The 26,183-nt window shown below is 42.3% G+C and carries 29 protein-coding genes; 8 read left to right on the forward strand and 21 right to left on the reverse strand.

Translation table 11 applies throughout. The annotated features are described in order from the left end of the window. Positions 1–29 precede the first annotated feature (29 nt). Positions 30–1,547 carry an Rne/Rng family ribonuclease gene (locus tag H6679_01335; GenBank protein ID MCB9492898.1) on the reverse strand — a complete coding sequence of 506 codons (1,518 nt, stop codon included), beginning with the start codon at positions 1,545–1,547 and terminating at the stop codon, positions 30–32. 242 nt (positions 1,548–1,789) lie between these two features. Between H6679_01335 and H6679_01340 the strand changes: the two genes are divergently transcribed. Beyond that, the gene (locus H6679_01340; protein MCB9492899.1) at positions 1,790–2,521 is read left to right on the forward strand and encodes an OmpA family protein; all 732 of its coding nucleotides are present in this window, start codon (positions 1,790–1,792) and stop codon (positions 2,519–2,521) included. A gap of 79 nt (positions 2,522–2,600) precedes the next feature. On the opposite strand, the gene H6679_01345 is transcribed toward H6679_01340, so the two are convergent. Continuing rightward, the gene (locus H6679_01345; protein ID MCB9492900.1) at positions 2,601–3,005 is read right to left on the reverse strand and encodes a thioredoxin family protein; all 405 of its coding nucleotides are present in this window, start codon (positions 3,003–3,005) and stop codon (positions 2,601–2,603) included. A 257-nt stretch (positions 3,006–3,262) separates the two neighbouring features. On the opposite strand from H6679_01345, the gene rpsU reads away from it, so the two are divergent. Genes rpsU through H6679_01365 form a run of 4 tightly spaced genes read left to right on the forward strand, consistent with a single transcriptional unit; the run spans position 3,263 to position 5,770 of the window. Further along, on the forward strand, positions 3,263–3,475 hold the full coding sequence (gene rpsU, locus H6679_01350) for a 30S ribosomal protein S21 (GenBank protein MCB9492901.1): 213 nt from the start codon (positions 3,263–3,265) through the stop codon (positions 3,473–3,475). A 23-nt stretch (positions 3,476–3,498) separates the two neighbouring features. Continuing rightward, positions 3,499–3,909, forward strand: a complete 411-nt coding sequence (locus H6679_01355) for a ribosome-binding factor A (GenBank protein MCB9492902.1) — start codon at positions 3,499–3,501, stop codon at positions 3,907–3,909. Between the two features lie 2 nt (positions 3,910–3,911). Further along, positions 3,912–4,934 (forward strand): KpsF/GutQ family sugar-phosphate isomerase, encoded by a 1,023-nt coding sequence (locus tag H6679_01360; protein MCB9492903.1) that lies wholly within the window; start codon positions 3,912–3,914, stop codon positions 4,932–4,934. 5 nt (positions 4,935–4,939) lie between these two features. Further along, entirely contained in the window at positions 4,940–5,770 is an 831-nt protein-coding gene (locus H6679_01365) for a prepilin peptidase (protein MCB9492904.1), read from the forward strand. Here H6679_01365 and H6679_01370 read toward each other — a convergent pair. The 4 genes from H6679_01370 to H6679_01385 form a co-directional block, all read right to left on the reverse strand. Next, on the reverse strand, positions 5,747–6,244 hold the full coding sequence (locus H6679_01370; protein MCB9492905.1) for a hypothetical protein: 498 nt from the start codon (positions 6,242–6,244) through the stop codon (positions 5,747–5,749). The genes H6679_01365 and H6679_01370 overlap by 24 nt on opposite strands. Before the next feature lies 1 nt (position 6,245). Beyond that, positions 6,246–6,740 (reverse strand): hypothetical protein, encoded by a 495-nt coding sequence (locus tag H6679_01375; GenBank protein ID MCB9492906.1) that lies wholly within the window; start codon positions 6,738–6,740, stop codon positions 6,246–6,248. A gap of 6 nt (positions 6,741–6,746) precedes the next feature. Beyond that, positions 6,747–7,136 carry a hypothetical protein gene (locus tag H6679_01380; protein ID MCB9492907.1) on the reverse strand — a complete coding sequence of 130 codons (390 nt, stop codon included), beginning with the start codon at positions 7,134–7,136 and terminating at the stop codon, positions 6,747–6,749. A gap of 89 nt (positions 7,137–7,225) precedes the next feature. Then, a complete protein-coding gene (locus H6679_01385) occupies positions 7,226–7,672 on the reverse strand; it encodes a hypothetical protein (protein ID MCB9492908.1) in 447 nt (148 codons plus the stop codon). Positions 7,673–7,926: 254 nt separating this feature from the next. Between H6679_01385 and H6679_01390 the strand changes: the two genes are divergently transcribed. Next, the gene (locus tag H6679_01390) at positions 7,927–8,454 is read left to right on the forward strand and encodes a ferritin (protein ID MCB9492909.1); all 528 of its coding nucleotides are present in this window, start codon (positions 7,927–7,929) and stop codon (positions 8,452–8,454) included. A 1-nt stretch (position 8,455) separates the two neighbouring features. Here H6679_01390 and H6679_01395 read toward each other — a convergent pair whose 3' ends face one another. Both H6679_01395 and sufC read right to left on the reverse strand, forming a co-directional pair. Continuing rightward, entirely contained in the window at positions 8,456–9,151 is a 696-nt protein-coding gene (locus H6679_01395) for an ankyrin repeat domain-containing protein (GenBank protein MCB9492910.1), read from the reverse strand. A 36-nt stretch (positions 9,152–9,187) separates the two neighbouring features. Further along, positions 9,188–9,952 carry a Fe-S cluster assembly ATPase SufC gene (gene sufC, locus H6679_01400; GenBank protein MCB9492911.1) on the reverse strand — a complete coding sequence of 255 codons (765 nt, stop codon included), beginning with the start codon at positions 9,950–9,952 and terminating at the stop codon, positions 9,188–9,190. Positions 9,953–10,188: 236 nt separating this feature from the next. On the opposite strand from sufC, the gene H6679_01405 reads away from it, so the two are divergent. Both H6679_01405 and H6679_01410 read left to right on the forward strand, forming a co-directional pair. Beyond that, the gene (locus tag H6679_01405; GenBank protein MCB9492912.1) at positions 10,189–11,430 is read left to right on the forward strand and encodes a hypothetical protein; all 1,242 of its coding nucleotides are present in this window, start codon (positions 10,189–10,191) and stop codon (positions 11,428–11,430) included. Between the two features lie 13 nt (positions 11,431–11,443). Next, on the forward strand, positions 11,444–12,148 hold the full coding sequence (locus tag H6679_01410) for a hypothetical protein (protein ID MCB9492913.1): 705 nt from the start codon (positions 11,444–11,446) through the stop codon (positions 12,146–12,148). 58 nt (positions 12,149–12,206) lie between these two features. Here H6679_01410 and H6679_01415 read toward each other — a convergent pair whose 3' ends face one another. The 13 genes from H6679_01415 to H6679_01475 form a co-directional block, all read right to left on the reverse strand. Next, a complete protein-coding gene (locus H6679_01415; GenBank protein ID MCB9492914.1) occupies positions 12,207–12,434 on the reverse strand; it encodes a bacteriocin in 228 nt (75 codons plus the stop codon). A 105-nt stretch (positions 12,435–12,539) separates the two neighbouring features. Continuing rightward, positions 12,540–13,046 (reverse strand): ferritin, encoded by a 507-nt coding sequence (locus H6679_01420; GenBank protein MCB9492915.1) that lies wholly within the window; start codon positions 13,044–13,046, stop codon positions 12,540–12,542. A gap of 367 nt (positions 13,047–13,413) precedes the next feature. Next, the gene (locus H6679_01425; protein MCB9492916.1) at positions 13,414–13,896 is read right to left on the reverse strand and encodes a glycine zipper 2TM domain-containing protein; all 483 of its coding nucleotides are present in this window, start codon (positions 13,894–13,896) and stop codon (positions 13,414–13,416) included. A 150-nt stretch (positions 13,897–14,046) separates the two neighbouring features. Further along, entirely contained in the window at positions 14,047–14,838 is a 792-nt protein-coding gene (locus H6679_01430; protein MCB9492917.1) for a tetratricopeptide repeat protein, read from the reverse strand. Positions 14,839–14,869: 31 nt separating this feature from the next. Continuing rightward, positions 14,870–16,705, reverse strand: a complete 1,836-nt coding sequence (locus tag H6679_01435; GenBank protein ID MCB9492918.1) for a protein BatD — start codon at positions 16,703–16,705, stop codon at positions 14,870–14,872. Then, a complete protein-coding gene (locus H6679_01440; protein MCB9492919.1) occupies positions 16,699–18,129 on the reverse strand; it encodes a hypothetical protein in 1,431 nt (476 codons plus the stop codon). Before H6679_01440 ends, H6679_01435 begins: the two co-directional genes overlap by 7 nt. A 9-nt stretch (positions 18,130–18,138) precedes the next feature. Next, the gene (locus H6679_01445) at positions 18,139–19,143 is read right to left on the reverse strand and encodes a VWA domain-containing protein (protein ID MCB9492920.1); all 1,005 of its coding nucleotides are present in this window, start codon (positions 19,141–19,143) and stop codon (positions 18,139–18,141) included. Positions 19,144–19,146: 3 nt separating this feature from the next. Then, positions 19,147–20,136: a VWA domain-containing protein gene (locus tag H6679_01450; GenBank protein MCB9492921.1), complete on the reverse strand. Its 990-nt coding sequence runs from the start codon at positions 20,134–20,136 to the stop codon at positions 19,147–19,149. A 56-nt stretch (positions 20,137–20,192) separates the two neighbouring features. After that, complete coding sequence (locus H6679_01455) at positions 20,193–20,951, reverse strand: 1-acyl-sn-glycerol-3-phosphate acyltransferase (GenBank protein MCB9492922.1); 759 nt, start codon at positions 20,949–20,951, stop codon at positions 20,193–20,195. Positions 20,952–21,152: 201 nt separating this feature from the next. After that, entirely contained in the window at positions 21,153–22,019 is an 867-nt protein-coding gene (locus H6679_01460; protein MCB9492923.1) for a hypothetical protein, read from the reverse strand. Continuing rightward, entirely contained in the window at positions 22,016–22,810 is a 795-nt protein-coding gene (locus tag H6679_01465; protein MCB9492924.1) for a hypothetical protein, read from the reverse strand. Before H6679_01465 ends, H6679_01460 begins: the two co-directional genes overlap by 4 nt. Before the next feature lie 376 nt (positions 22,811–23,186). Further along, a complete protein-coding gene (locus tag H6679_01470) occupies positions 23,187–24,671 on the reverse strand; it encodes a WD40 repeat domain-containing protein (protein MCB9492925.1) in 1,485 nt (494 codons plus the stop codon). A gap of 24 nt (positions 24,672–24,695) precedes the next feature. Further along, positions 24,696–26,162 carry a hypothetical protein gene (locus H6679_01475; protein ID MCB9492926.1) on the reverse strand — a complete coding sequence of 489 codons (1,467 nt, stop codon included), beginning with the start codon at positions 26,160–26,162 and terminating at the stop codon, positions 24,696–24,698. Positions 26,163–26,183: the final 21 nt, after the last annotated feature.

The raw sequence follows: 26,183 nt of genomic DNA on the forward strand, positions 1-26,183 counted from the left end.
CTTAAAAAAATCAGCGTGGTGTATGGTGATTATCCGTCTGATCGCTCAACATCAAATCTTGTAAGCTCAAATTGCTCTTGAGCATGCAATTGAATTTTACAGTTGAAGGTTTTTTCAAGTTGTAAGATTGCTTGATATTGATTATGAACAACGTAGTCTAACACATTTTTAGCAATATGAAGAGTTACGGTGCCCTGCATGCGCTTTTGAGAAATCTCGTCTTTGAGTTGTCTGAGAATATCTATGCTAATAGCTTTGACCGATTTTGTTCTTCCGTTACCGTGACAACATGGACATTCGTCGGTGAGCTGTGCTGCCAGGGTCTTGCCGGAACGTTTTCGTGTCATCTGCACCAGGCCAAATTCAGAGACCTTGAGAGTGACTGATTGGAAGCGGTCTTTTTCTTTTAGATTTTTCTCTAGATAACGTGATAGTTTTTGACGATTTGATTGACTTGCCATGTCAATAAAGTCAATGACGATCAAGCCCCCAATGTTGCGTAGCCTGAGCTGTGTGACAATTTCTTCAGCGGCCTCCATGTTTGTTTTCAAGATGGTATTTTCCATGTTGTTTGAGCCGGTAAATTTTCCGGTGTTCACATCGATAACACTCATGGCTTCGGTAGTTTCAATGACCAGTGAGCCGCCAGATTTGAGTTGCACTTTTTTTTGGAGCGCCTTATCTATTTGTTTTTGAATTTCCAGGTGCTCAAAAAGAGGCGTTTGGCCGGTGTAAAGGCGTATTTTATTTGTATGTTCGGGCGTTAAGTGTTTTGTGAATTTTTCAATAGCTTGCAGCTCATTAGGGTTATCGGTTATAACGAGCTCGACATCGTCATCCAGGTGATCGCGGATTGCGCGCAATGATGATGGCAGGTCTTTGTGAACGAGATCACTCGCTTGTGCCTTTTTGTATCGTTTCTGTACGGAGTGCCATGTGGAGGTTATAAAGGCAAGATCTTTTGTTAGATCTTTTTCAGAGCGTCCTTCGGCTGTGGTTCTAATGATTGCCCCCATGCCCTTGTGGAGATTGCGCGTAATAATGTCGCGCAAGCGGGCACGTTCGTCTTTGTCCTCAATTTTTTTGGATATTCCAATTTGGGGAATATTTGGCATGAGTACGACAAAACGGCCAGGGAGTGTAAAGCATGTTGTTAGCTTTGCGCCTTTTTCTCCAATTGGCTCCTTAATGACTTGAACGAGAGCATCTTCACCTTCCTGGAAAATCTTTTGGATATTAAAAGCTTCCTTAAGTTCTTGTTTGGAAAACTCTTCTTGGATATCGTCAACTTGTAAGTATTCTGAAATCTTTTCAGTGGCAAGGAACCGATCAATTTCTGAAATATGTAAAAAACCAGCTTTTGGCTGACCTATGTCAATAAATGCAGTTTGTATGCCTGGTAGAACTTTACTGACGCGTCCCTTGAAAAACGAGCGCTCGAGGTCTTCTTCTTGAGTGCTGGCAAAGTAGATGTCCTGAAGTTGGTCTCCATTGAGGATAGCAACACGTGTTTGAAAAAGATCCTTACTGATAACTATTTTTTTCACTATGGTTCCGGTTAACGACTGTAGCGAAGATAAAAATTTGGCATATGTTCAAATATTTTACTTTGCAAATGACTGTAAAACTAAACTCTTTCATTGATGAGGTATTACAATAATAATAAAAATTAAAAATATTGGGTAGGAAATTTAAAAAAATTGTGGTAATGTTTTGCAAAATGTGTGCTTTGCAAAGTGAATTAATTTGAGTTTAAAGGTCCAAATACGTTTCATACGAAGAGGTTGATATGATGAAAAACTTCGGTCTGCTCGCCCTTGCGGTAGTGTTGTTTTGTGGTGGTTGTGGAAAAGATAAGAAAAAGGAAACTGGCAAAAAGCAAGAAGCTGTTTCTACAAAAATGGCACAGGCTACAACATCAGACATACCTGTTTTAAAGGAAGAAGTAGAAAATTTTATTGACGAAGATGCAATTGCTGAGTTTGCGTTCGTTGACGACGAGCAGTCAGCAACTCAAGAAATGCAAACTGACACAACTGGAAATGTTGTTGTAGCGTCAAATGATGATGTTGATCTTGATGATGCTACTGTTGTAGCTGCATTAGAGCACGAACAGCATGCACAAGAGCAAGAGCTGCTTTTCGAAGAAGACGAAGAAGCTGAAAGCTATGCATTCAAGACCGTTTACTTTGATTTCAACAAGCACAATGTAAGACCAGATCAGCGTGAAGCTGTTGACTATGACACCCAAGTAGCTCGTGTAGCTGCAGAAGAAGGCAGAACGGTTGTAGTTGAAGGTCACTGTGATCAAATGGGCGATGCTGCTTATAACATCCTGGTTTCACAGCGTCGTGCCGACACCATCAAAAAAGAGATGGTTAAAAACGGTGTAAGCCAAGATAAGATTAAAACCGTTGGCTATGGTTTTGAGCGTCCGGTTGTATGGACAGACAAAACAGAGCGTGACGCAAAAATCAGAGAACTCTCTCCAAATAGACGTGCAGAAATTTTGGTAAGCTAGTTTATACGCTTAGTTTGCACGAAAAAAGCCCCGCATTTTGCGGGGCTTTTTTTATGTATTCGGCCTGTTGTGGTTAATTTTATTTCGATGTTGCAAAGGTGCTTTCAATCATATCAACCAAGCCTTGTACTGTACTTGGGCGGATATCAGAAGTAATTGCTTTTACAACCTGTCCGTTGTTTATCAAAAGTGGTGCTGGTACGGTAGGAATGTGTGGTTTGACGTACTTGTTGCGTAGCCACGAATTGTTTGAATTCTTAGCGTCAAAGCTAATGAAGGTATACTTTGTACCCAGCGTTTTTTTTGCACCTTCAAAGATTGGCTTGAATTTTGTGCATGGTGGACAACCGGTTCCAAAGTAGGCCAAAAGAACTATCGGACCACTGTTTTGATCGGTTATTTTTTGCTCTATTTCTTTTGGTGTTAATGCATATGCTACTGTTGCTGTGAGTAGAGCAAGTAAGATTGCTAAACGAATCTTCATAAAAACCTCCCAAGATTTGGTTTGAGTTATAACCTCTAACATATGTTTAATTCTACTATGAGTAGTATTTTGTGTAAAGTGTGCACCTTTTTCCTATTTGTATTTATATTTATTTGTTATAAGAGTTTCTGAATTTGCTGTAACAGCTGATTCTTTGACATTATTGATTTATACCGGTAAGATGAGAAATCGTTCTTGAAATAGAAAATATTTAAAAAATATCTGTATTACACGCATTAAAGGTGGTGATTTAAGAAATGTCAAAGAAGAAGGTTTATAACATCGAAATTCAGGTTACCAACAATCTGGAAAGAAGCCTGAAGCAGCTCAAGAAAAAGATTGAGCGTGAAGGTGTTGTTCGTGATATGAAACGCCTCGTTTATTTTGAGCCTCCAACACAAAAGAGGCGCAAAAGAATGATGCGCGCGATCAAGAACAATATCATCAAGATGTACGAAAGTATGCTGTAATCACAGCATGGTCGTAAATTCTTATGAATAGATCAAGATCAAATGACGTGAAGAGGGAACAGAAAAAGTCCCTCTTTTTTCGTGAATTATCAACATTTTTCCAGGAACTTACGCATGATGAGCCGTCGCTAAGTTCGCTTTACATCAACCGTGTTGATTTGTCGGCAGACGGTGGCATTTGTTATGTGTACTTTTCATCATTTCAGGATCCTGGCCAAGATGTGTTTAACCAGCTTTTGCCAACGCTTAAGTTGTACAAACCATCGATGAGAAAGGCGTTTGCTCACACATTGCGTATGCGTTATGTGCCCGACTTTATGTTTGTTTATGACAAAGCAAAAGAAAAGGAGCGTAAAATTAATGTTCTGCTTGACCAGGTTCAACAAGAACTTGATCAGCAAGAGCATGATGACGCACAACAAGAAGAGGAGTAGGCATGCAAGAGGATTCAATCCGAGCTGCTCACAAAACGCATATGGAAGAGCAATCATCCGGCCAAGATCGCATTCAAAGTGCATTGATGCACGTTGTTACTGAAGAGGCTCGTGCACTTGGTCACGCAGTTGCTCATTTTCCTGATAACGCTCATGAGTTGGTTGAAAAAATTATCAACACCACCGGCAAGGTTATTTTTTCAGGTAATGGAAAATCAGGCATTGTTGCACAAAAGCTAGCAGCGACATTTTCAAGCTTAGCATTGCCGGCAGTATTTCTGCATCCGGCTGATAGTGTGCATGGTGACTTGGGTCTTGTTCAGCAGGGCGACTTATTTATTTTTCTTTCAAAGAGTGGTACGGGTCTTGAGTTTGAGTACATGTTACCGCACATCAAATCACTTGGTGTTTTTACCAGTATGATTACTTGCCGTCATGGACAGCTTAAAGATATAGTTGACCAAACAATTATGCTTCCGCTTCAACACGAAGCGTGTTCACTTAATTTAGCGCCAACAAGCAGTACAACGCTGATGAGTGCTTTTGGTGATGCGCTTGCCGTTGTTGCAAGTCAAGCCAAAAATATTGGCAAGGACGATTTTGTTCGTTTGCATCCTGCCGGAGCATTGGGCAAGCAGCTGCTTTGTAGTGTTGAAAGTTTTCTGCACGAAGGTCTTGAACTTCCAACAGTCAGTGAGCATGCGTCGTTTCAAGACGTTTTGACTGCTATAACACAAAGAAGGCTTGGGATTGTTATAGTACTTGACCGGGCAGAACAGATGTGTGGTATCATTACCGATGGTGATGTACGCCGCGCATGCGCTTTAGGTGCGCATGTTTTTGATAAAACCGCTGTTGAGCTTATGACGCGTAACCCCAAGACAGTACAAGTTGGAGCATTGGCTTCAACAGCTTTGCAGATTATGGAAGACTACAACATTACGACGTTGCTTGTTATGGATGGCAATCAGCTGCGTGGTGTGGTGCACATCCATGATTTAGTTAAGGCAGGTATTAGTAGTTAGCGTGTATGAATATATCATTTTTCCTTGCGTGGGACGTCTGGTACGTTGCCGTTTTGGCGTTGTGCTGGGGGTCATTTCTTAATGTATTGGCCTATCGACTTGCGCATGACAAAAAGTTAATCACAGCTCGATCATATTGCCCATCATGTCGAAAATCTATAGCTTGGTATGACAATATTCCTCTGTTGTCTTGGTTGGTGCTTGCTGGTAAATGTCGCAACTGCAAAAAGCCAATCTCATGGTTATACCCATTCGTGGAGTTACTGACCTTGGTGCTCATGGTTGGGCTATATTCAAAGTGTTTTTACTCGTTTCCGTTGGCAGGGTTTGAGGTTGATGTTGGCTTTGTTTGTAGCCTCGTTTTCAACAACTGTTTTGCTTATTTTGTTTTGCTGAGTGCTCTGATTGCGGCAACACGCACTGACCTTGAGGCGATGGTTATCCCCCAGCTTTTTAGTGTCTGGCTTGTACCTATCGGTCTGATCTGTTCATTTTTTGGGCTCACCCATATAACGTGGATTGAGAGTATGATTGCTACACTGCTTGGCTATGGTGTGTTGTGGGTTACAGCCAAAGCCTACCAATATTATGCTGGCCATGAGGGCATGGGCGAAGGTGATATGGAACTGCTTGCTATGATTGGTTCGTTTCTAGGCGTGCTTGGAGTATGGACAAGCTTGTTAGTTGGTTCTGTTGCTGGTGTTGTGTGTGGATCGGTGTATTTGTTTGCCGCCAAAAAGGGACGCAAAACGAGAATCCCGTTTGGCCCCTTTTTAGCACTTGGAGCAGTGTTGTTTTTGTTCTTTCAAGATTTAATCTTGATGATGCTCTTTTAGAGCAAGTAAATTTTTGATTCCCTGCTTAGTTGCAGGAGAGTCAAGCATAGTTTTTGAATCTTTTTTATCCATGAGGCGCTTGCAAAAGTCACTCTTGGGTTTAGTAAAGATGTCTTTGCCAAAAATCTCTAAACAATCAGCATATATTTTTGAGCGTTGTTCTGATGAAAAAGTCCACCAATGTTCGATCAAAAGTTCTTTGAGTTGCGTTTGTGAAGTTTGCCTACGGTCTTTTTTTGCATACGGTTGATAGCGGGTATTTTTTTGTTCGTTTTGCGGTGTAGTGGTTTTCAATTCATTTATGAGCACTGAGATTTTTTCAAATGGCTTCATATAGCGAACGCTAATATTTGATGGAAGTTTATTTTCGTTACCAGGTACTATTTTTATCGCCTTGTACTTTGTCATGGCATGTGCTTGTGAACAGAGTAACAAAATAGCTGCGCAGGAGAAGGTAGTACGTAATAGTTTCATGTTAGTTTCCTCGTTGTAGGTGTAAAGGTTGTTGTAAGCAGCCAAGAATTGTTTCAGGTCTTTGATAGTTGGGGTCTAGGGTATGTAGTATGTCTGGGTTTATTATGCCTGCAGTAAGAGGGAGTAACGCTTCTTTTTCTTCGGGCTGTAGGTAGTTCCAGTGTATTTGAAAGGCTTGTATGATATCTTCGAGGAGGGGCACATTCTCGTTTTGACCACTTTTTTTGTGTGAGTATGGAGAGTTTCGGTAGATATGACCTTTTTTTTCTCTTACCATTTTACCGCTACCGATGGACGCGTTGTTGTTATGATATCTTTGAAGAAGATCTTTAAGCAACTCGTAAGAACTACGGCTTAGGTCTAGAGGTGGTATCTGTTCGGAGTGGTGGCTTTGTATAGGGGGCAAAAATCTATCAAAGGCTTTGTTTTCTGCTCCATAGCATTGTGGGTTCATGACTAAAAGGGCATATGCTATGAGTTGGTATATGTTTTTCATAGGGGGTTAACTTTCCATATTTGTTGCTTGAATGAGCTTGCTGCCAGCATTATGAAAGTTGAAACGTATAGTGTCTAATACAGCCGTTTTTTCTTGTGGGGTGAGAAACCCCCAATTATCACCGAGTGAACGATGCCACATCGTAAGGTGCTTCTCGGTAATTTCTTTTAGAGTATATGTGTGATATGGGTGAAAGCGGTTCGTTTCTAGGTTGTCAAGAATAGTAGTAAGAGTTGTAAGTATTTTGCGTAAATGAGGGTTTGTTTGATAGAGCAGAGTTGGTGTACGGTTTTCTTTGCTTGGGCCGTCTATCGACATTTCTGCGGCAGACGCTATAGAACTTGTTATGACAAGTGATGAACAGAGCAGGATTTTTGCGAGTGTGTTTTTTTGCATACGGTGCCTTTTAATTGATAAAACGCTTTTAAAAATAATGGTAAAAAAGGATTGAAAGAATAGCGCAAAGAGAAAAAATGTCTAGAGGACTAATCAACACCGTCTTGTGTGTGTGCAATTTTTCGTGCTTGGTCGATTTGCCAAATATCGGCTTTTTTGCTGGTTAGATTGCCAGCCGCCTTAACCAAAAACTGTTCACCGTCAGCGTAGGTGTTGCCCAGTTCTTCTTTTGAGGTTTTAAGTTTGCCAGTAAAGTAGTGCACGCCTTCTTGTGCACCGGCAAAATTAAAGCCATAGGTGTAATAAAAATTTTCTTGTTCACCACCGCCATGGTAACCGTCCGGTTTCCAACCAATACCATTTTCACCGATTAATACGTTTGTATAGTGACCATGCTCTGCGTAGTATGCCTGCAAAGCGGTATGCAGTGAGGCAAGGTTGACCATCACTTCTGTTTGACGTGCTTTTGCAAGGTAACGAGAATATTGTGGGAGAGCAACCGCTGCCAGAAATGCAACAATTGCGACAACGATCATCAGCTCGATTAGATTGAATGCATGCTTTTTCACAACCCTTATCCCCAACGTGATATTGGTAACCCATATATTTTTAGTCTATCACGTTCAGTTTGCCAACATCAATACTTTTTGCAAAATGGTTTGTTGTACTTTTCACAGTGCTTGTCATAGGCGATGCTTTTTTGTATTGTGGGGATGATGTTTGCTCGTCATCCTGGCCGCCGAGTCAGGATCTATCAAACGAAGTAGTTCTTTAAAAAGGAGAAAATCATATGTCACAAAAAGCAAAAAGTGCAGCAGACAAATCACAGCGAGCAGAAATAGTTGGCGTTGACTTGCCAGAGCTTATCAGGCGGCTGAATAAAGCATATGCAGACGAGTGGATAGCCTACTACCAGTATTGGCTGTGTGCAAAGCTGGTACGTGGCCCAATTCGAGCGCAGGTAGTTCTAGAGCTTGAAGAGCATGCAGGCGAAGAGCTCAAGCACGCGCAAATGCTTGGCGATCGTATTATCCAACTTGATGGTATCCCGTTGTTGACGCACGAAGAATGGAGTAAACATGCAGGATGTGGATATGATGCTACACAAAATGCCTATGTTCGTGCGGTACTTGAGGAAAACATTAAAGGTGAGCAGTGCGCAATTCGTGAGTACCAAGAAATCTTGAACATGGTTGATGGCAAAGACCACGTAACCGCTGATATGATTTTAGAAATACTCAAAGATGAGGTTAAGCATGAAGAAGATTTAACTCGCTTGCTTGAAGATTTGAACTCCATGGAGCAAGAGTGTAAATAAGCTACTGTGTGATTGCGCCAAAAATTTCTTTGCCCGTTTTTGCTTCAGCAGCTTGTAATATTTGGATGACTTGTGTGGAGAGTGATTTTTGAGTAAGGGTTTCAACAGGTGGTCGTCTTCTGTTTTTTCGTTCTTCCTCCAAGTAGGTATTGAGATCGTGTTCGTTTTTGTGTGCAAAATCTAGGGGTGTAAGGCCTCTGGAATTTAAGGCATTAACATTCGCGTTGTAAGAGAGCAGCAACTTTACAGAGTCCAGTTTGCAGCGTAAGGCTGCCCAATGCAGAAGTGAGTTTCTAAAGTCATCAACGCAGTCAACATCAAATCCATCTTGTTTAATAAGCATTGTAAAAAAGGTGGGGCTCATAGAAAGAACGTGATGAGCAAGCGTAGCTCCATGCTCTTTGGTTTGTGTAAAGTAGTTTACATTATGTTGTGTGAGCAAGTTGTTAAATGCTTTTATTTGATCAGCATTTTCTTGTTTGATTCTTTCCTTTAGTTGATACTCCATTCTGATGATTGCTTTTTGATCGCTTTTTGCTTTCTTGAGTCTTGCGATTTCATACTCAAGGTTTTCAGAGTATGGACGACAAAGAATAATGCTGAGTTGTTCAGCAAAGCTTTTGGTTGCAAAGCTGCTTGAAAAGCTCATTAAACAGGTGCAGAAAAATACTGCTAAACGCTGTCTTGTTCGGTTCATGATGAGCCCAATTTTTTTGAGGGGGGATTTTTTATTTTATTTGTAGCCTTCGGTTTCCAGTTCTTGGGCAAGTTCTGGTCCACCGCTACGCACAACCTTACCATCGCGCAGTACGTGTACAACGTCAGCGTTAATGTGTTTCAAGATTCGTGTGTAGTGTGTGATCAACAGTACGGCCATGCCTGGGTTGTCAGCTTTGACTGTGTTGAGCGTGTTGCACACAACTTTGAGTGCGTCGATATCAAGGCCAGAGTCAATTTCGTCAAGGATAGCTAGTTTTGGTTGTAAGACTGCAAGTTGCAGCATTTCAACGCGTTTACGTTCACCGCCAGAAAAACCGACATTGAGTGCACGTTCAGCAAACTTTGTGTCCATGTCCAACATGTCCAGTTTCTCGATTAGCAGGTGGGCAAACTGCTTGAGTCTGAGCTGCTTGTCAGTGCCATCATACTGGGCGTTGTAGGCATAGCGCAAAAAGTGCTTGAGGCTGAGCCCTTCAATTTCGAGTGGGCTTTGCATAGCCAAAAACATACCAAGTTTGGCACGCTTGTCTGGTGAGAGCTCGTTAACCAAGGTGCTACCAAACAAAACTTGACCATCTGTAACTTCATAGCGAGGATGACCCATCAATGTTTGGGCAAATGAGCTTTTGCCTGATCCATTTGGTCCCATAATGACGTGAATTTGGCCTGGTTTGATGTCCAAGTCAATGCCGTCTAGTACTGGTTTGTCTTCAATTGAAACGCGCAGATTCTGCACTGAGAGCAGGTTTTGACTTGCTGGTGAACTGTTTATATCCATAATTTATTATTTAAAGACCTTGTCTTTGTGATTTAACCCCGTTTTAACGCGTGTTTTACAAGTATAACGCGCTTTGATTGCTTTGCAATGGGCAGTATGAAGAGTACGATAAAAAGAAGGTAAAGCCTTGTAAGAGCGGTTTTTATTGTTGTTTTTGTGCTGAGTAGGGGCGTTTGCGCTCTTTTTTGGGGTATGGTAAAATATTTCTATATGTATATACAAATGGGGGTTTTATCGTGAAGAATATTATTTCAAAAACATTGCTGTTTTCTCTTGTTTGCACCCTTACACCCACAACGCCAACATTTGCTTTACCTGAGCGTCAGCAACAGCACGGGGCAGAGGTCCAGCAGCAAGCTTTGTCTGGATGGCAAAAATGCATGGTAAGCGCCTGGTCGCGCTCTGAAGCGGCTGGTGTTGGTGCTGCTTTAACTTGTTACTTACTTTCGCATGTTGTCAAAAGTAACTCTTTAACCCTGGCGTTAGTCGTGCTCAGTGGACTGTATGGTCTCACACGCTATGCAAAGAAGAATTATACGCTTGGAACGTCTACCCATTGCCAGATTAACGGAGTGAGTGCTGGATCTGCAGGACTTGTGTCGGCAGGGCTTATGTACTTAGTTGGGCTGAGTGTTTGGCGTGGAGTTGCCAAACAGAGCTGGTTAGATTTTGTTGATGTTGTGTTACTGGGCGGATTGAGTTACTCATTTTTTAAAAATATGCGTGATTGTTGGCAACTGGCACGATATGTTCATGTTCCCCTTAACGATTATGTTTACGAGCAAATAAATGGATATAATTTTTTGCCGTTTGACTGTCAAACGCAAAGGCAAACTGGATTTGATGAAGCTGGAAATGAACAATGGGGGCAGAGAAAAAATGAGACGCTGTATCTGCGAGCAGATGAAGCATACAGCAATGCCGCGCAAGTGCTTTCAAAAGATAAAATAACTCAAGGCATGCAGCCGAACTATCAATGGGAAACGATTGATGGTCAAAATTATATAGTTTCTAAAAGTGTTTTGAATAATTCTGGTGACTTTCTTGTCGAGTACATCATTAACGTTGGTTTTGATCGAAAAAATAAAAAAGTATCTCGAGATGACTTGCATTTGTGGAAAAAATGGCAGCAAGAATTTCTTGAACGGTCAGCACGTTTTGACGCTATTTTGGATTCTAATAAGACAGAAATTTTTAATAAACAGCAGTTTGCCAAAGCTGATGTTAGTTGTTGTGGTGTTTGTGCGCAAGAGTCGGATGACTGGAAAGACAAACGTTTTGTTTTAAGAAGTAATAATCAAGTGGCAATGTGCCACAACTGTATTAAAAAAAGATCAGTTGATTTTGATGCTGATCAACATAGCAATTCTGCTGGAAAATTTTCATCAGAAAAAGATTGTTTCTTGTGTCCATACAACAACCAGCAAGTGTCCCTTAGTGATCTTGCGTGGTACAGTCTTGCTGGGCAAAATGGGTAAATGGAGGTTATTTATGAAGAATGTCATTTCAAAAACGTTGCTGCTTTCATTTGCTTGCATGCTTATGCCGGTCAGCCCGGTCATGGGTACAGCTGCAAGACAACGGCAATCGTTTCAAGAAATCTTTGGGCAATTTGAAGGAAATCCTCAAAACCAACAACCAGCTCAAAATCAACAACTAGCTCAAGATCAGCAACTAGCTGATTTACGTCCATGGGGTTCGTATCCTCGTTTGTTGGCGACTGCAGGTGTGGCGTTGGGGGTGCTTAGTATGTTTGGTCTCGATCAATTACTGATGTTTTCTACGAGCCTTAGCAAAGAATATCTAATGTACTTAAAAAAATGCATGGACAAAGAGGTTTACGTTCGTTTTTGCTTAGGGGATTTGTTCCAGCGTCAACGTGCGTGTTTTGTAATTTGTCTTATATACAAGAGTGTATTTGATTACTTTACTTCATCAAGATTTTTTATGAGTCACAGACTAAGATCAAATAGCACAAAAAAAGAGTTATTTTATTATAGTGTTTCGGTTGGTCATGGTGCTTATATGGCGTTTTTGTCAGCTAAGTGCTTTAATACTGCCAGGTTGATTGGCAGGTTGATTGGAGGGGCAGGTTCTCCTTATACTCATTTAGCAGGCGGTAGTCTGTGGTATTTTATTGTGCAAGGAGTATATGATTCTTGTAGATTTGCTCATTTCGTTCATAGTAGGGCTTAGGTTTTTAGTATTCAGATTAAAAAAGAAGAGCCCCCGAAAAATCGGGGGCTCTTCTTTTTTACTTGTCTTTTGCGGTACTTCTGCCAATCAGGCCACCAGTTACACCGCCGGCAACACCGCCGATGGCTGCACCAGTTCCGCCTCCTGCAGCGCCACCAATACCGGCGCCTGCAGCAGCACCAATAACGGTGCCCACAGCGGTGCGTTTGTCTTTTTTGCTACAGCCAGGCAGTAGTGAAACTGCACTGATTAATGCAATAGATGCAAGGATTGCGATTCTTTTCATAAGTAAGTCCCCCTTTGAGAGTTGTGGTTAGTATGGTTTTTGCCATTTTTACAGCACACTCTCTATACTACACTGTATCAAAAAGGGGGTAGGAATTGGAATATTCTAGCTATTTTGCCCTGCTTCCATAGCGTCAAGTTCTTCCAACAACCGTCTCAAATCTTCCTCGTGTTCAACTTCATCCTTGAGGATATCAAGCAATATATCGGTTGTTACGTGGTCTTTGCCTTCAACCATGTTGAGCAATTCGTTGTAGGTTTTAATGGCGCACTGCTCGCCTTTGATGTTCTCGATTAGTACTGATCGGACGTACGAATCTTTGGTTGCATCGTAGCTGCAGCCTGCATACTTTGACCACTGCTCGTGCGAGATCAGCGGTATGCCGTCAAGTTGTACGATGCGGTCTGCAAGCATTTCAGCATGTTTGTACTCTTCTTTTGCGTGCTCTTCAAGTTCTTCAACAACTTCGGTACGTAGTGGGCCTCTGACCAATTTTGCACTCATCCAGTACTGGTAGTAGGCTATCCATTCGTCGGCAAAGGCCTGATTAAGTTTGGCAATAAGTTCTTGCACATCAAGATCGACAATTTCTTTGCGCTCTTGCGTGTGCAGGGCGCGGCGTGTTAGCGCGTCATGGTCAACGTTAGTGTGTTTTTTGTTGCCATGGTGCTGATGCGTGTGTTTGCGATGATGGCCATGTTTGCCTGTATGCTCCTGCTCGTAATCAAGTGGTTCTACATCATGATTATGTTGGTGATCATGGTGTTTGCCACGATGGTGTTGGTGGTGACGCTTGCCATGGTGGGTGTGCTTGTGGTCTCCATGTTTCTTTTTACCACCAGTGCAAGCTGGTAAAAGTGTAAGCAGGGCCAAGCAAAGCATAATATTTTTCATAAAACCGTCTCCTTGTAGTTTGAGGATACTATTTTTTTTACGGCTTTATGCTACTAAAACTTTGTGCCTGAGATGAAGGGTTTGATTATCGCATGCAGAGCTTGGTGCTTTTTGGGCAGTACGGGCAAAAGCGATACGTGGACTTTGGCCCAAAGCTTGTGCTACACAGGTGGCAGTATTTTTCTCGAATGAGCTCCCCTCCGCAGAGTGGGCAGCTTTGTGCCCCAATCAGGCGGACTTCTTGGCCACAATTACAGCACCACTTGATGTGGCTTTTGCGCAGTTCTTGGTTCTCATGTCTGAGGGTTGCCATTTCTTGTTGTTGTAGGCGTCGTTGTATGCGTTGGCTTCGTTCGTCAGCATCGCGGCCGGCCTGACCACCAACAATGCTACCGATCAGTCCACCGAGCAGCGTGCCTGTTGCTTTGTCATGTTTGCCGGCAACACTTGAGCCGATGGCTGCGCCTGATGCAGCGCCAACCAGGCGACCCTCTTGTTCGTGTTTGCCACAGTTTGGCAGGACGGTGAGTGCAGCCAGAAATACTGTCATGTGCATATGCTTGTTCATGAGTTAGTCCCTTTTTATTCGTCACTCCGGATCAAGTCCGGAGTCTATGTTTTTTGTGTTGCTTTAGATCCCAGCTCGGAGGCAGGGATGACGAATATTATATTTATAGTCTGTTAAAAGTCGAAAATTGCCGCAGCCAAGCTAAACAACCTAAATAAGAATAACGTTCTTTTGGGCGATCCACCCAGTTTGGTTGTTTATTTTGACTTTATAGAATTCATCGGAGATGCCATCAATGACAACTTCCTGTGCTTCACACAGTGAGCCAATGACGTGAAAGTTATCACCCGGCCCAGAGAGTAAGTTGCCTTTCTTGATAACAACAATGCCTTGCTGCTTGTAGTCGATGCCATATTTCAAACCGACGAGTGCACCGCTTGCGGCCAAGAATAAACAGCATGTACTGAGCACAAATTTGCGACGTCGTTGAAGAAAGTGTAGGGCGGCAAGAAACAGGAGCCAGAAAAATAAAAATGCAACCTGAAGCGAAAATAGAGGCATTGAGCGTAAGAGCGAGCGAGCTGAGCTTGTCATGGAACCAAGGAAAGAATCATGGCCGTGTAGTGCCTGTCCGTCGCAGGTTTCATGCTCAAGGTCGCTTTTGTTGTGTGCTATAACTTTTTTAAGAAAATCAATGTTGTGCAGTAGTTCCTCGCGTCCGAAGACACCCCACTCTTTTTCGGCCCTGCGCCAAAAAGCAAGTGCTGCACCATAGTTACCACGTTTGTATTCGCAATTACCCATGTTGTAGTTAACTTTGGCGTTTTTGGGGCTGATTTTTGCGTACAGTTGATAGGCGCTGTCATAGTCGCCTTTTTTGTAGAGTCCATTTGCTTGAGAAAAAAGTTTTTCGTTAGCATTTGGCTTAGCATGTAGCGGTTGTAGGGGCTGAATGGCAGTGGCAAATAAAATGAGTAAAAGTATCTGATATAATTTTTTCATAAGGCAAAAATGGTTACGGTTTTAAGATTAACTATTTGCTCAGAAACAAAAGCCAGTACTTTCCTTTTTTGAAAAGCTCGGCCAAGTTGTCGTTTTCATATGATTGGCGTGTAAAATAAACACGAGCGCAATCATTTAGGTAGTTTAAAAACTCCTCGACTTTTTCTTGCTCTACACCTTCTTTGAGGAGTGCTTGTTTGCATAAATCCTGCTCAAACTCATTTGAGGGGATAGAAAATTTGTGTGATAAGAATTGTAAAAAGAATTGGTAAAGAGCGCAAGTATCTTGGGTTTTTTCTAATTTTTCAAAGGTTTTACCAAATTGCGTGTATTGCTTTTTCTCATAATGCTTTTTTAAGAAGGGCAGGCGTGCAAGCGGTCTGAAAGCGCGAAGTGCATCTCTGCGGTACCATGCAAGCGGCAACAACAGTAATGCCAAAAAGAAGGTGAACGAAAACGATGGTGTTGATGTTTGTCTTTGGTAGTCTTGTGCGATGTAGGCAATATCGTCAATTGTTTGTTGTGTTTGCTCGTTTTGAGTTGGTTCAGGGCTTGTGTCTTCCAACTCTTCTTCCCGATCGTTGGTGGCAACAAGTGTCTGTCCGCTGTTGCTTTGCACGTGCAGTACGCATGGATTTGTGGTCAGTGTTTTGTATGAATTTGTTTGTGTGTCAAAGTAAGTAAACGTTTGTTCTTTGATTGTCCAGGTGCCTGGTTTACTTGCTTGTAGTACGTATTCAAAACGTTTTTTACCTTCAGGGATTTCAGGGTTTGAGCGCGGTAAGAAGTCAGATTTTGACGGGTATGACTTGATGTGAGCAGGCAAAGAAAGATCTGGGTGGTTGATATGTTCCACGTTGCCATAGCCATCAACTTCAAGCGTCAGCAGCACTGGCTCATGAGCTGTTGTGGTCTGTTTTTCAAGATGTGCAGTGAAGTTGTCAAACTGGCCAATGCCGTTTGCTGCAGGAGTATGTGCTGGTAATGGTTTGACTTCGATGGTCAGCGGATCTGATAACGTTTGTTTTTGTTCTACACGGTTGCTGAAGAAGTTATCAAGAAATGCTTCGTCAAAAAGACTACGTGAGCGACGTTGTTGGCGTGCCGGCATTTGAACATTATAAATAATCTTTATTGGTTCAATGGTGCGGGTGCCTTGCTGTGTTGGGAGTAAAATAAATTTCTTTTCGGTAACTTGGTAGGCAATATTGTTGATATATTCTTGACGTTGTGTTGGTTGTGTAATCTCTTTACGAATAAACCCATTGCAGGTTGGGCTGTCCATGCCTACCCCTAAAATAGGTCCGCAAGCATAAATCATGATGGTTAGCGTGAGCGGTTCCCCCATGACGATGGACGTTTTAGGTACATGTAACTTACAAAACACCTCGTGTTGGGTTTGAGCAGGCTTTGCGCCTTGCTGCTGCCTGCCGGGCATGTTGCCGCCTGCTGCAGGGTGGTTTTGTACATTGAGCTGGAGCGCATTTGACTGTGCCCGCGTTCCAATGGTTGTTACAGTTGCGGGCCCCAGTGTAAAGCTGCCTGCATGTGGTGCGGTCAGATGATAAAAATGCGTTGTGTCCGAAGTGAGTTGATTGTTGACCATGGTAATGTTGGTTGACCTGCTGGTGCCATGTATTTGAAACTGGTCAAGGCCGGCAACGTCAATATCGCTTGTATTTCGGTCTCCACCTTGCACATTTACTTTAAGCGTAAAAGTTTGGCCAGCCCCGACAACAAAGCTATTGCCTTGCTGGGTGGCATCTTCAAGGCCCAGAGTGACATTGAGTGCTATAGCCTGCCCAATACAGAGCAAGTAAAGCATAAAACCTGTTATTTTTACCGTGTTCATGCTCGATCTTACCATGGTTTTTGTCCCATTCGTAGGTTATTTTGTCTACCTTGTGTGTGATATTGCATGACCTGTTTTTGCAATTTTGACTCGTCGGCTTGCAGGTAATCAAGCACCCCATGAGCCTCTTTGCTTTTCTCACCTTCAGCGTCATGCTGGGCTTGAGCAGCGAAAAGGCCTTGATCAGAGCCACTTTCTCCTTGTTTTTCCTGTTCTTTTTCTTTACTATGAGAATTAGGAGCAGTAGTTTGATCTTCGTCTAATGATTGAGGTTTGTCGTGTTTTTGATCGCAAAATTCGTCTTGACCGCCATTATTACGTTCTTGTTGGTCCGTGGGGTTGTTATCCCCGCGGCTCTGTTTATCTTTGGACTGATCAGATTCTTGTTCTCCCTGATCGTCTTGTTTGTCATGGCCGGAGTCTTTGCTTTCTTGCTCGTCTGCTTCAGGTTCATTGCCTGATTGCTGATCTTGCCTGTCCTGTTCGTCGCGATTTGAGTTGTCTTGTTCGTCTTGCCCGCTACCTTGTTGATCATCTTGATTTCGGTCGTTGTTGCGATCCTGCTTGTTCTTTTTTGACTTTTTATCTTGTTTATTTTTCTTGTTTTGTTTTTGATCATTTTGCTCGTTGTCTGACTCGTTGTCTTGGCTGTCTTGCTGATTGTCTTGATCCTGGTTTTGTTGGTCATTGTCGTCTTGGTCTTGATCATTCTGATCGTTATCTTGGTTTTTTTGATCTTTGTTATTTTGTTTTTGGTCATTTTTTTGTTGCTGTTGTTGCTTCTTTTCTTCAAGCTTTTTGAGTAGTGTTTCGGCAGCTTTTTTATTGGTGTGTGTCATCTCGTCGTCTTCAAGGTCCAAATCAAGCAGTTCGTCATAGCGAGCGATACTGCTTTTAGCCGATTCAATTGCCTGGTCAAGGATCTTCAGATCAACATTTGTTTTGGCATCTTCCCACTTTTTGGGCAGTGCTGACAATGCATTTTTGTAGTGGCTGTTACCCAAGTTGAAAAGACTTTGTATTTTAAGTGCCTCATTGTTGCTGTGCTGCAGTGAGCGACCAAAGTTTGCGATAGCGTCAGCATATTTTCCTGCTTTGTAGGAGGCAACACCTAGGTTGTAGTTTATGTTTGGATCAAGTGGTTTGTTGACTTGTTCTTTTTGCAGCTGCGAGATTGCATCTTGCGCAGACTGTTTTTCGTACCGTTTGCCGAAAGGGTTAAGCCATGACCAATCAAAGCAGTGGACGTTTTGTGTTGTGGCCAAAACGAGCAGCAGTGCTATGCATGCACGACGTGCTAGCCATTTAGCCTTAAACACATTGTGGCCAGATTCCCGATCAGCGTCGGGAATGACGATTCTCTGTTTGCCGGGCTGGTCTTTTACGCTTTTGTCATCCCGGCCCCCGAGCCGGGATCTAGTCCTTAAAAAAATCATCATAAACACCTCCTACAAAATCCAATCCAACACCAATAATACCCATGCCGCAGCTAAAAAGAGTGGATATTGGTCTTCGTACAAGGAAAGCTTTTTATCCATAAATTTTTCTTTTTCAAAACTCTGTATTTTTTTAGTTAGCTGACTTAGATCACTGTCATCATAGCTGCAGGTCAAGTAAGTGCCATGCAAGCTTGAGCAGATATCTTTAAGAAGTGGCTCATTGAGTTTGGTCAGCGCGACTTTGCCGAACTCATCAAGTTCATGGCCGCGCTGGTTGCCTGCATGGTCAATAATTGGAATTGGTGCACCATCTGGTGTGCCAACACCAAGGGCAAGTAGCGTTATGTTTTCTTTAATTGCATGTGACTTGCTGCTGTCAAGATTTACTGAATAGTCTTCTCCGTCAGTCACCAGGAGTGCAAGCTTGTGTTTTTTGCCTTCAGTATTTTCAAAAATTTCTACCGTTTTTGAAAGTGCTTTGTCAATCGATGTTGTGCCAGATGAAATGGTTTCAACGTCAACGTGATCAAGAAACATTAAAAACGCTGCATGATCAGCTGTGAGCGGGCATTGAATAAAAGCAGAACCAGAAAAAAGAACTAAGGCAACACGTTCGAAGGTGAGTCGTTCAAGCAGTGATCGTATTTTGTGCTTGGCAAAATCAAGCCTGCTTGGCTTAATGTCTTTTGCCAGCATGCTGCGGGAGATGTCTAAAATAATGACTAGATCACGACCTTCCTGTTGAATGACTTGGTCTTTTTTGCCCCACTGTGGTTGCAGGAGTGCAAAAAAGATCAAAACAAGACTTGCGCTGAACAAAAATGTTTTGAGAGCGAGCTTTGCTCTTGAAAAATTTTTGAGCAACATTTTCTCATGCGTTGGATACACCAAGATGCTGACAATCTTTTTGATACGAACAAGATTGCGTACGACTAAAAAAATGCCAATCAAAAAAAGTGGCGCCCAGATGATTCGCTCAGCCCCAGCAAAATGGATGTTTAAAAAATTTATCATGATCTATAACCCCTGCCACATGAAAAATCGTAGAAATAACTCCACTCCCAACAAGCATAACAACATCCAAAAAAACAGTGCAAAAGCCTCATAGTAGCGGCTAAAAACATTTGTTTCTTGTTCAGTTTTTTCAAGCTTGTCAATTTTGTCGTAAATTGCACGCATGTCAGCTGGGTTGCGCGCCCTAAAAAACTGACCACCAGTTTTTTGTGCAATGTCTTGCAGAAGTGGCACGTTCAGGCTGTTTTGAATTGGTTGTACGCCGCCAAATGGATGGTAAATATAACCACCTTTTTCGCTGCCAATGCCGATGGTATAAATTTTAATGCCCAGGTCTTGAGCGAGTTGTGTGGCCGTTTCGGGGTCAATTTTTTCTGGTGGTGTTGGTTCGCCGTCGGTAAGCAGAATAAGTATTTTGCTTTTTGATTTGACGTTGCGCAGGCGGTTGATGGCTGTTGCCATGCCGGTGCCCAGCCATGTGCCGTTAGACTCAATCATGCCAATTTTTATGTTTCCAACAAGTTCTTTGAGCATGCTTTTGTCTAGTGTGAGTGGGCAGCGCGAGAGTGCTTCTCGTCCAAAAATAACAATGCCAATTGGGTCGTTGTCCCGTTTTTCAATAAACCGAATAGCTTCTTTTTTTGCAACTTCAATACGTGAGCGACGGTCTTTTAAATCGTCAAAAACTTGCATGCTTTCAGAAATGTCGATTGCCAGCGCAATGCTAATCCCTTCAACATTAATCTTTGATCGTTGATCAACATATTGTGGTCGAGCGATAAGCAATGCAAGCAGAAGCAGCAATAAAAAACGAGTAGCCGCAAGCAATTTTTGTCGATACGTGCGTTGGCCGTAGCCGGCTCGTGCAATTGTGTCTGCAAGTGGATATTGGTAGACTGGCGCTTTGTAAAACTTCATGTGATATAAAAAAGCGGCAAACAGGACAGGTATGGTTATGGCAAATGTGTATGCGTAGGCAAAATGTAACAGCATGGTCTCCTCACGTTGTTTAAACAAGGGACTATTTTATTACCCCTCCGTGTGACTGGTCAGCGTATGCTTGCAAGTAAGTCGTTGCAAGTTGTATGAACGCGCTGACAAAAATCTTTAATAGATTCTGACTGCTGGATGCAGAGTGGACTGCCAACTACAATTTTAACCTCACGAACAGAGGAATCAAGTAGAAATCGTTTTTTAGGGAAAATCTTGTGCAGGCCATCAACCATGACTGGAATAACAGGACGCTTGAGTTTTGCTGCCAGAATAGCAAATCCGGGGTTGAATGGGTGCAGTTGGCCATCTTGATGACGCGTGCCTTCTGGAAAAATAAGTAGATGGCGTGGTTTGTCTTTGAGCAGGCGTATTGTTGTGAATAGACTTTTTTTTGTATCTTCTGGGTTGTCTCGCTGTACACTCACGTGCATGCGTCCAATCAAAAAACCAAGAAGTGGAATTTTTTTGTATGATGCTTTGCTGATCCATACATGCGGATATGTGCCAATGATTGTTTCAAAAAGAGGAATATCAAGTGATGAGGTGTGGTTCATTAAAAAGAGTGCTGGGCTGTCTGGATATGATGGAAGTGGGCTTTGATAGCTTACTGAAATAGTTGCACCGGAGCCCCAGACAATAAGTTTTGAAAATATCCAGGTAACAAAAAAATAAAGACGGTTATCATAGCGTATCGATGCTGGCAGGCATGCAAGGGGACAGCAGCAGGTGACGATGAGTATACTGCCAATAATCCAGCAAGCATAACTGATCAGTGTTTGGAATATGTCTTTTGTTTTTTTGAATATTTGTTTCATACGTTTAAAAAGGGCGTCATCCCCGGTGAACCTCGGGGATCTCTTTTTTATGATATTTTACTGATTTTTTTGTACTTAATTTCTTTTACTTTCAATTTACCTGAGTGTTAACGTAGCTCCCGGCTCGTATCCCCTTGTCAAGCAAGAGGGCAGAGCCCGGGATGACAAGTTTCACAACGCTGACGTCATCCTGAATTTATTTCAGGATCTCACCTCATTACTCTCAAACAACGAACTAAACTCAAGGCTCTTTTCATACTTGCGGTACATTGTAAAAACCAGCGCAATCTCAAAGCCATACACTAAAAGCATGAGGTAGCGTGCGGCAATGATGATTACCGCAGACGGTGGCCATGTGTTTGCCGCACTTGCCGCTTGTGTGCTGCCAACGATGTGTAAAATTGTCTCAGTGCTGTAACCCGCAAGGAGTGTGTGGTGAATAACCCACTGACAAAGCCATGACAAGCCATAGGCAAACAAAAAGAGCGGCGCATTGTACACAACAAAGTTAACAGCTTTTTCAAGCGCAGCAAAAAAACTGCTGAACGAACGTGTTCCATCAAGCCAATAAAAGAGTGTGACCAGCTTAAGGTAGGCAATGGCTGCCAGTAGACCTGAAGGCGGCGTTGGGTATTGCGTTATGCCCCAGCTTGAGAGCAGGAGCAACACAAAGATTGAAAAAAGCATGAGCGAGAAAAGTAGTTGTATGTATTGGATGAAGGTTACCTTGAGGTACAACATTGATGGGATAATATCGTCAGACTCTCGCCGTACTAGCAATAAAAAACTTGTTTGCAAAACAAAGCTGACCGCACCAATGCAGCTGAGCATAAGTAGCAGCAGTGTTGAAGCGGTGCCATTGAGTGTTTCGGGTGCTTTGCTGAGCAAAATATCGCCAACAAGCAAGAAAAGAACCACTTCGCCAATGGCAAGTGCGCTAAAATGTGAAAATGTTACTTTAAGCGTTGAGTATAATCGTGTAATTGTTTGTTTGAACAATGAAAAAAGCTGTGCTGGAAAGACGATGGTTAATGCGCGTTGCCATGAACGAAAAAGTGGGTAGATCATACGGTTTGTTTATCCTGAAAAAAGAGTGTGTGGTAACTATGTTTAATTTTTGTGTACATGACCATGTAAAATGACATAGCCGCAGCATAAAATAAAAAGAGAAACATGGCTACAATTGAAAAACTAATGGTACCGGTACCAAACAGGTACATTTCCAGCCAAAACAGGAGCATGAACACTAATCCAAGCAGTGCCATAACCACCAAGATGCCAACAATGTTGAGAAGTGCAAAAAATGGAGCAAAGTAAATTAACATTTGTAGGCCATTGAGCAAGGCTGTACCAAAGTCTTTGAGGGTATTTTTCCCGTCAAGAAAAAATATAGTGCCTAAAAAACCAGCGAGTGATGCCATTTGTGCTGCAAAGCGCAGGAGTGGAATGTGGCCCATAATGCCCATGACAACCCAGAGTAGTGCTACAAGGCCCATGTAGGGGGTGTAGGTTATAAAGTAGCTGGCGTTTTTAAGTTCGTTTGATGGTCGTGCGCACAGCACGTAAAAGAATGTGAGCAAAAATGTTGAAAGTGTAAGGAGTAGCGCACCACAGACCATGAGTATTGTTGGCTCTGTGTAAAGATCTATGGATTGCAACGCTTGCCAGTCGCCGCCAAGTTTTACAATGCAAAATGGTATGATCACAATCGCTGCCAGCAGCCACCAAAAGTAGCGGAGCATAAGCTTGATGCTTGTGTTTAGGTTGCGCCCCGTAGCCCAAAGCAAGACTTTAAATTCACTTGGCTTGAAAAAGCTGAGTGATGCCTTCCAGCATGCAGAGAGAGTATTTGTCGCCATTGGTAATCCTTTCTATTATTTTTAAGCATCTAGTGTGCTTGCAACCTTGCAGCTTGAACAGTGCAAACTTGTTGTTTTGCTCCCGTCACTCCTAAAGTAACGCCCTCTAGTTTGACACGGAGGTTGACCTGGAGTCTGCGATCTACAGATCCTGAGAAAACCCTGTCGCTTTCGATGCCAACTCTCGTCATTCTCGATGTAACTCTCGTCATCCCCGACTCCGATCGGGGATCCAGAACTTAAGCACCCTTGTTAATCCAAAAGCATGAACAGATGCGCTAAACCATGTCAATAGGTTACTAGATTTGGCGCCAAAATGCAAAAAGGGAGCCCTGTTTAGGAGCTCCCCTGCAAAGTTGCGTGATAAAAAAGACTGCTAGTCGCGTGATTGTGTCTTGTTGTTTGGTATCACCAAGTTGCGTAAGCTTGAAACAAGCTCAGCAATGGTTTCTTTTATCTCATCAGTTATTGTTGGTTTAATAGGTGTTGTTTTAAAGTATGTGAGGGTCGGTATTCTTCTAACCTTACAGTCATCGTCAAGAGCAAAGATAAACTTACCACATGGGCTGAATGCAAGGTGTTTAACTTGCTTATCTAGTGGAATGCGAGCAAGCAGCTTACATGTATTTGACCATATATTAATGTTATAGATTATTGTGCATTCGTTGTCTTCTTCATCGCCTTCTTCATCGTCGTTGTCCGAGCCCCAGTCAGCTGTGGCAAAGTATTGCCCACACGGACTAAATGCAACAGAAAGAATATCTTTGTTTGTATGTTTTGCTTGCAGCATACTTGTAATTTGTGGGTCGGTAGAAGAGATGTCTTGGTTTGCTTGGTCAGTGGTATCAAAGAGTTCTGCCAGACATCTGTATGATGTTGTTGCAAGTAGTTTACCGTTGCGAGCAAAGTCGATAGAAAAGGGAACCCCGTTATTATAAAATACCTTGCATGGCTGGATGTTATCGTCTGTAGTGCTGAAAAGTTTAATTATGTAGTTGCTGGAGCAGACTGCTATAAACTCTCCACAGGGGCTAAACTTGACAGGTTTGAAAGATCCTTCATTGTTTCCAAGACCTATTATTTTTGTGATTTGATCTAGAGAGTTTGTATCTTGTGGATCAAAAGGGCGCAATTCACCACGATAGCCACTACAGTTTGGAGATGAGCTAAAGTAAATAAAAATTGATGCGCCTGCAGGACTAAACAATGCTTTATACCCCCAGCGTCCACCCGCATATTCTGGCGTGATGTGAGTGCTTGGTGTAATGTCCTTTACAAGGTTATTGTCCATGTCGCGTACTTCAATCTTATCTCGATTTGCTATGAGCATGTACTGGCCGCATGGGCTGAAGTCTAGAGATGTTAACACTGCGTTATTGTCATAGTCGAATGTTTTGAGCAATGTACCATCGTAGTCAAAAAATTGTACTTTCTTGCGATTGCCTGAGATGGTAGCAAAAAAGTCACTGGTTTTGCTCTGAGCAAAAAACCTTTCTCCCCATGCTAGTTTAATGGGTTTGAAAGCGTTGTCCTCTGCAAGGTACTTTTTGACCAAGGCAGGGTAATCTTGCCAGGTCATGGCTTGCGCAGCAAGATCTTGTAGTAGATCTGCTGGTAGGCCGTTCGTGTTGCAAAATTCTTGTAACTTTGGGTAGGAAGATCCTGCAAGGCTATATTTTTTAACAAGCGTTTCTAGGCAAATGTCTTTAAGAGAAGGGACGTTCTGCCGGCTGTTTTGTTCAACGCTTTGTTGCTCTTGGTTTTCTTTTTGCGCTAGACGATCCGGGTCCATGGCCTGTCCTGCTTGAAAGGACAGTATTGCAGCAAGTGCAAGGGTAAGAAATTGGTTACGATTTTTCATCACAAGCTCCATTTTTTAAAAGAATTATTGTTCGTTGCCTGGCTCGTTATTTGTAGTCAACACATTGCGTAGACTGTCTATCAAGTTGTTGATAGTTTCTTGTATTTTATCAGGCAGGGTTTTTGTTAGGTCTGTCAATTCTTGCATGCTGAGATTTTCAAAGTATTGTGGAGTTGGATAGATTTGAACAACTTTGTCTTGAGATGAGGTGTTTATAAGATATTGTCCATCTGGGCTAAAACAAAGAGCGTTGATTGGGTTAGTACAAGTGAGGGTAGTTGTGTGCGCCCAGGTGCTGCCCTGATACTGCCAAAGTTGTACAGTGTTGTCTGTTAATGGAACTGCAAGGGTTTGGTTATCATCGCTAAAAAAGGGCATGTCAATTATGTCTTTGTTGCCGATGGTGGTATCAAGTTTGAATGTTTTGTCCTGATACTTCCAAATTTGTGTTACATTGTTAAGTGTTTTAGATACGAGAAATTGTACATTTGGGCTTAGGGAAATAGCGGAAAAATTACCTGGAAGATTGATCCTCTCCATAGAGTAACTTTCATTGTTCCAGATTTCTTTATTAGGGTACCTTAAGAACATGATATTGTTAGCATTTTTGAATGTTAGTATTACTAGTTGGTTTTTATTTTCGCTATCAATAATGCAACGAACATCCCCCATCTGGCTACCATTGCAATATTCTATAGAGTGAGCAAAACCGCCACAAAATACATTGGTTGCGAGATTGAGTCTATTATAGACAGCCATGAAGCCATCTTTAAATATTGCTACCCAGATGCCGTTAGGTCCGTAACAGGTTGTGGAGGGATTGACATTTCCGGTAGTTGAGCTTGTACGATTGTGGAAATTATTAGTAGGCTCTAAAGCACCATCTTTGTAGCTGTAAAATCGTATTTCAGCGTTATTTTTTGTGAGTAGGCAATTATGTGAGGCGAATTGTACGGGGTTAATGAAATCCCCACCGTTAGTAGTAGTATCTAGTTTCCAGGTATTATTTTCGTATTTCCAGATATGTAGAATTCCTTCATCAGATCCGACTGCAAGATATTGATTGTCTGGGCTAAGGCAGCAACAATTAACGGTAGAGTCGTGCTTTAGTGTCATTTTGCCAAATTTATTTTCATGTGCTTTGAGTAGTTCAGGATAAAATCTTGAAACAAGTTCTTTTTTGAGCACCATGTGATTGTCACTTGGGTATTCTGTAAGGTTTTTAAGTTCTTTATGGTTTAATTTTTCCGTGCTGTTGATTATAGTTTGACAGCATATATCTTTTAGGCTGCGTGGCTCAAAGTACTTTGAAGCAACAACGTTAGAACATATTTCTTTTAAACTTTTTGGCTGAAAGTGCGCAATAGGATTTTGTTGGGCCATTTCTCGTTGCTCTTTTTCAGCCAGGCGCTCTTCGTCCATTGCCTGTCCGACTTGAACGCACAGTGTTGCAGTAAGTGCAAGGGTAAGAAATTGGTTACGATTTTTCATCATAAACTCCATTTTAAAAAA

It is taken from the genome of Campylobacterota bacterium (assembly GCA_020633995.1).
Taxonomy (GTDB): domain Bacteria; phylum Babelota; class Babeliae; order Babelales; family RVW-14; genus JACKCO01.

Coding starts and splice junctions, on each gene's coding strand:
- H6679_01375 (MCB9492906.1), bottom strand. CDS start 6,740: ATGAAAAACATATACCAACTCATAGCATATGCCCTTTTAGTCATGAAC.
- H6679_01460 (MCB9492923.1), bottom strand. CDS start 22,019: ATGATCTACCCACTTTTTCGTTCATGGCAACGCGCATTAACCATCGTC.
- H6679_01465 (MCB9492924.1), bottom strand. CDS start 22,810: ATGGCGACAAATACTCTCTCTGCATGCTGGAAGGCATCACTCAGCTTT.
- rpsU (MCB9492901.1), top strand. CDS start 3,263: ATGTCAAAGAAGAAGGTTTATAACATCGAAATTCAGGTTACCAACAAT.
- H6679_01425 (MCB9492916.1), bottom strand. CDS start 13,896: ATGAACAAGCATATGCACATGACAGTATTTCTGGCTGCACTCACCGTC.
- H6679_01345 (MCB9492900.1), bottom strand. CDS start 3,005: ATGAAGATTCGTTTAGCAATCTTACTTGCTCTACTCACAGCAACAGTA.
- H6679_01440 (MCB9492919.1), bottom strand. CDS start 18,129: ATGATGATTTTTTTAAGGACTAGATCCCGGCTCGGGGGCCGGGATGAC.
- H6679_01455 (MCB9492922.1), bottom strand. CDS start 20,951: ATGAAACAAATATTCAAAAAAACAAAAGACATATTCCAAACACTGATC.
- H6679_01390 (MCB9492909.1), top strand. CDS start 7,927: ATGTCACAAAAAGCAAAAAGTGCAGCAGACAAATCACAGCGAGCAGAA.
- H6679_01365 (MCB9492904.1), top strand. CDS start 4,940: ATGAATATATCATTTTTCCTTGCGTGGGACGTCTGGTACGTTGCCGTT.
- H6679_01380 (MCB9492907.1), bottom strand. CDS start 7,136: ATGCAAAAAAACACACTCGCAAAAATCCTGCTCTGTTCATCACTTGTC.
- H6679_01370 (MCB9492905.1), bottom strand. CDS start 6,244: ATGAAACTATTACGTACTACCTTCTCCTGCGCAGCTATTTTGTTACTC.
- H6679_01430 (MCB9492917.1), bottom strand. CDS start 14,838: ATGAAAAAATTATATCAGATACTTTTACTCATTTTATTTGCCACTGCC.
- H6679_01340 (MCB9492899.1), top strand. CDS start 1,790: ATGATGAAAAACTTCGGTCTGCTCGCCCTTGCGGTAGTGTTGTTTTGT.
- sufC (MCB9492911.1), bottom strand. CDS start 9,952: ATGGATATAAACAGTTCACCAGCAAGTCAAAACCTGCTCTCAGTGCAG.
- H6679_01435 (MCB9492918.1), bottom strand. CDS start 16,705: ATGGTAAGATCGAGCATGAACACGGTAAAAATAACAGGTTTTATGCTT.
- H6679_01450 (MCB9492921.1), bottom strand. CDS start 20,136: ATGCTGTTACATTTTGCCTACGCATACACATTTGCCATAACCATACCT.
- H6679_01410 (MCB9492913.1), top strand. CDS start 11,444: ATGAAGAATGTCATTTCAAAAACGTTGCTGCTTTCATTTGCTTGCATG.
- H6679_01385 (MCB9492908.1), bottom strand. CDS start 7,672: ATGATCGTTGTCGCAATTGTTGCATTTCTGGCAGCGGTTGCTCTCCCA.
- H6679_01395 (MCB9492910.1), bottom strand. CDS start 9,151: ATGAACCGAACAAGACAGCGTTTAGCAGTATTTTTCTGCACCTGTTTA.
- H6679_01355 (MCB9492902.1), top strand. CDS start 3,499: ATGAATAGATCAAGATCAAATGACGTGAAGAGGGAACAGAAAAAGTCC.
- H6679_01415 (MCB9492914.1), bottom strand. CDS start 12,434: ATGAAAAGAATCGCAATCCTTGCATCTATTGCATTAATCAGTGCAGTT.
- H6679_01475 (MCB9492926.1), bottom strand. CDS start 26,162: ATGAAAAATCGTAACCAATTTCTTACCCTTGCACTTACTGCAACACTG.
- H6679_01360 (MCB9492903.1), top strand. CDS start 3,912: ATGCAAGAGGATTCAATCCGAGCTGCTCACAAAACGCATATGGAAGAG.
- H6679_01470 (MCB9492925.1), bottom strand. CDS start 24,671: ATGAAAAATCGTAACCAATTTCTTACCCTTGCACTTGCTGCAATACTG.
- H6679_01445 (MCB9492920.1), bottom strand. CDS start 19,143: ATGATAAATTTTTTAAACATCCATTTTGCTGGGGCTGAGCGAATCATC.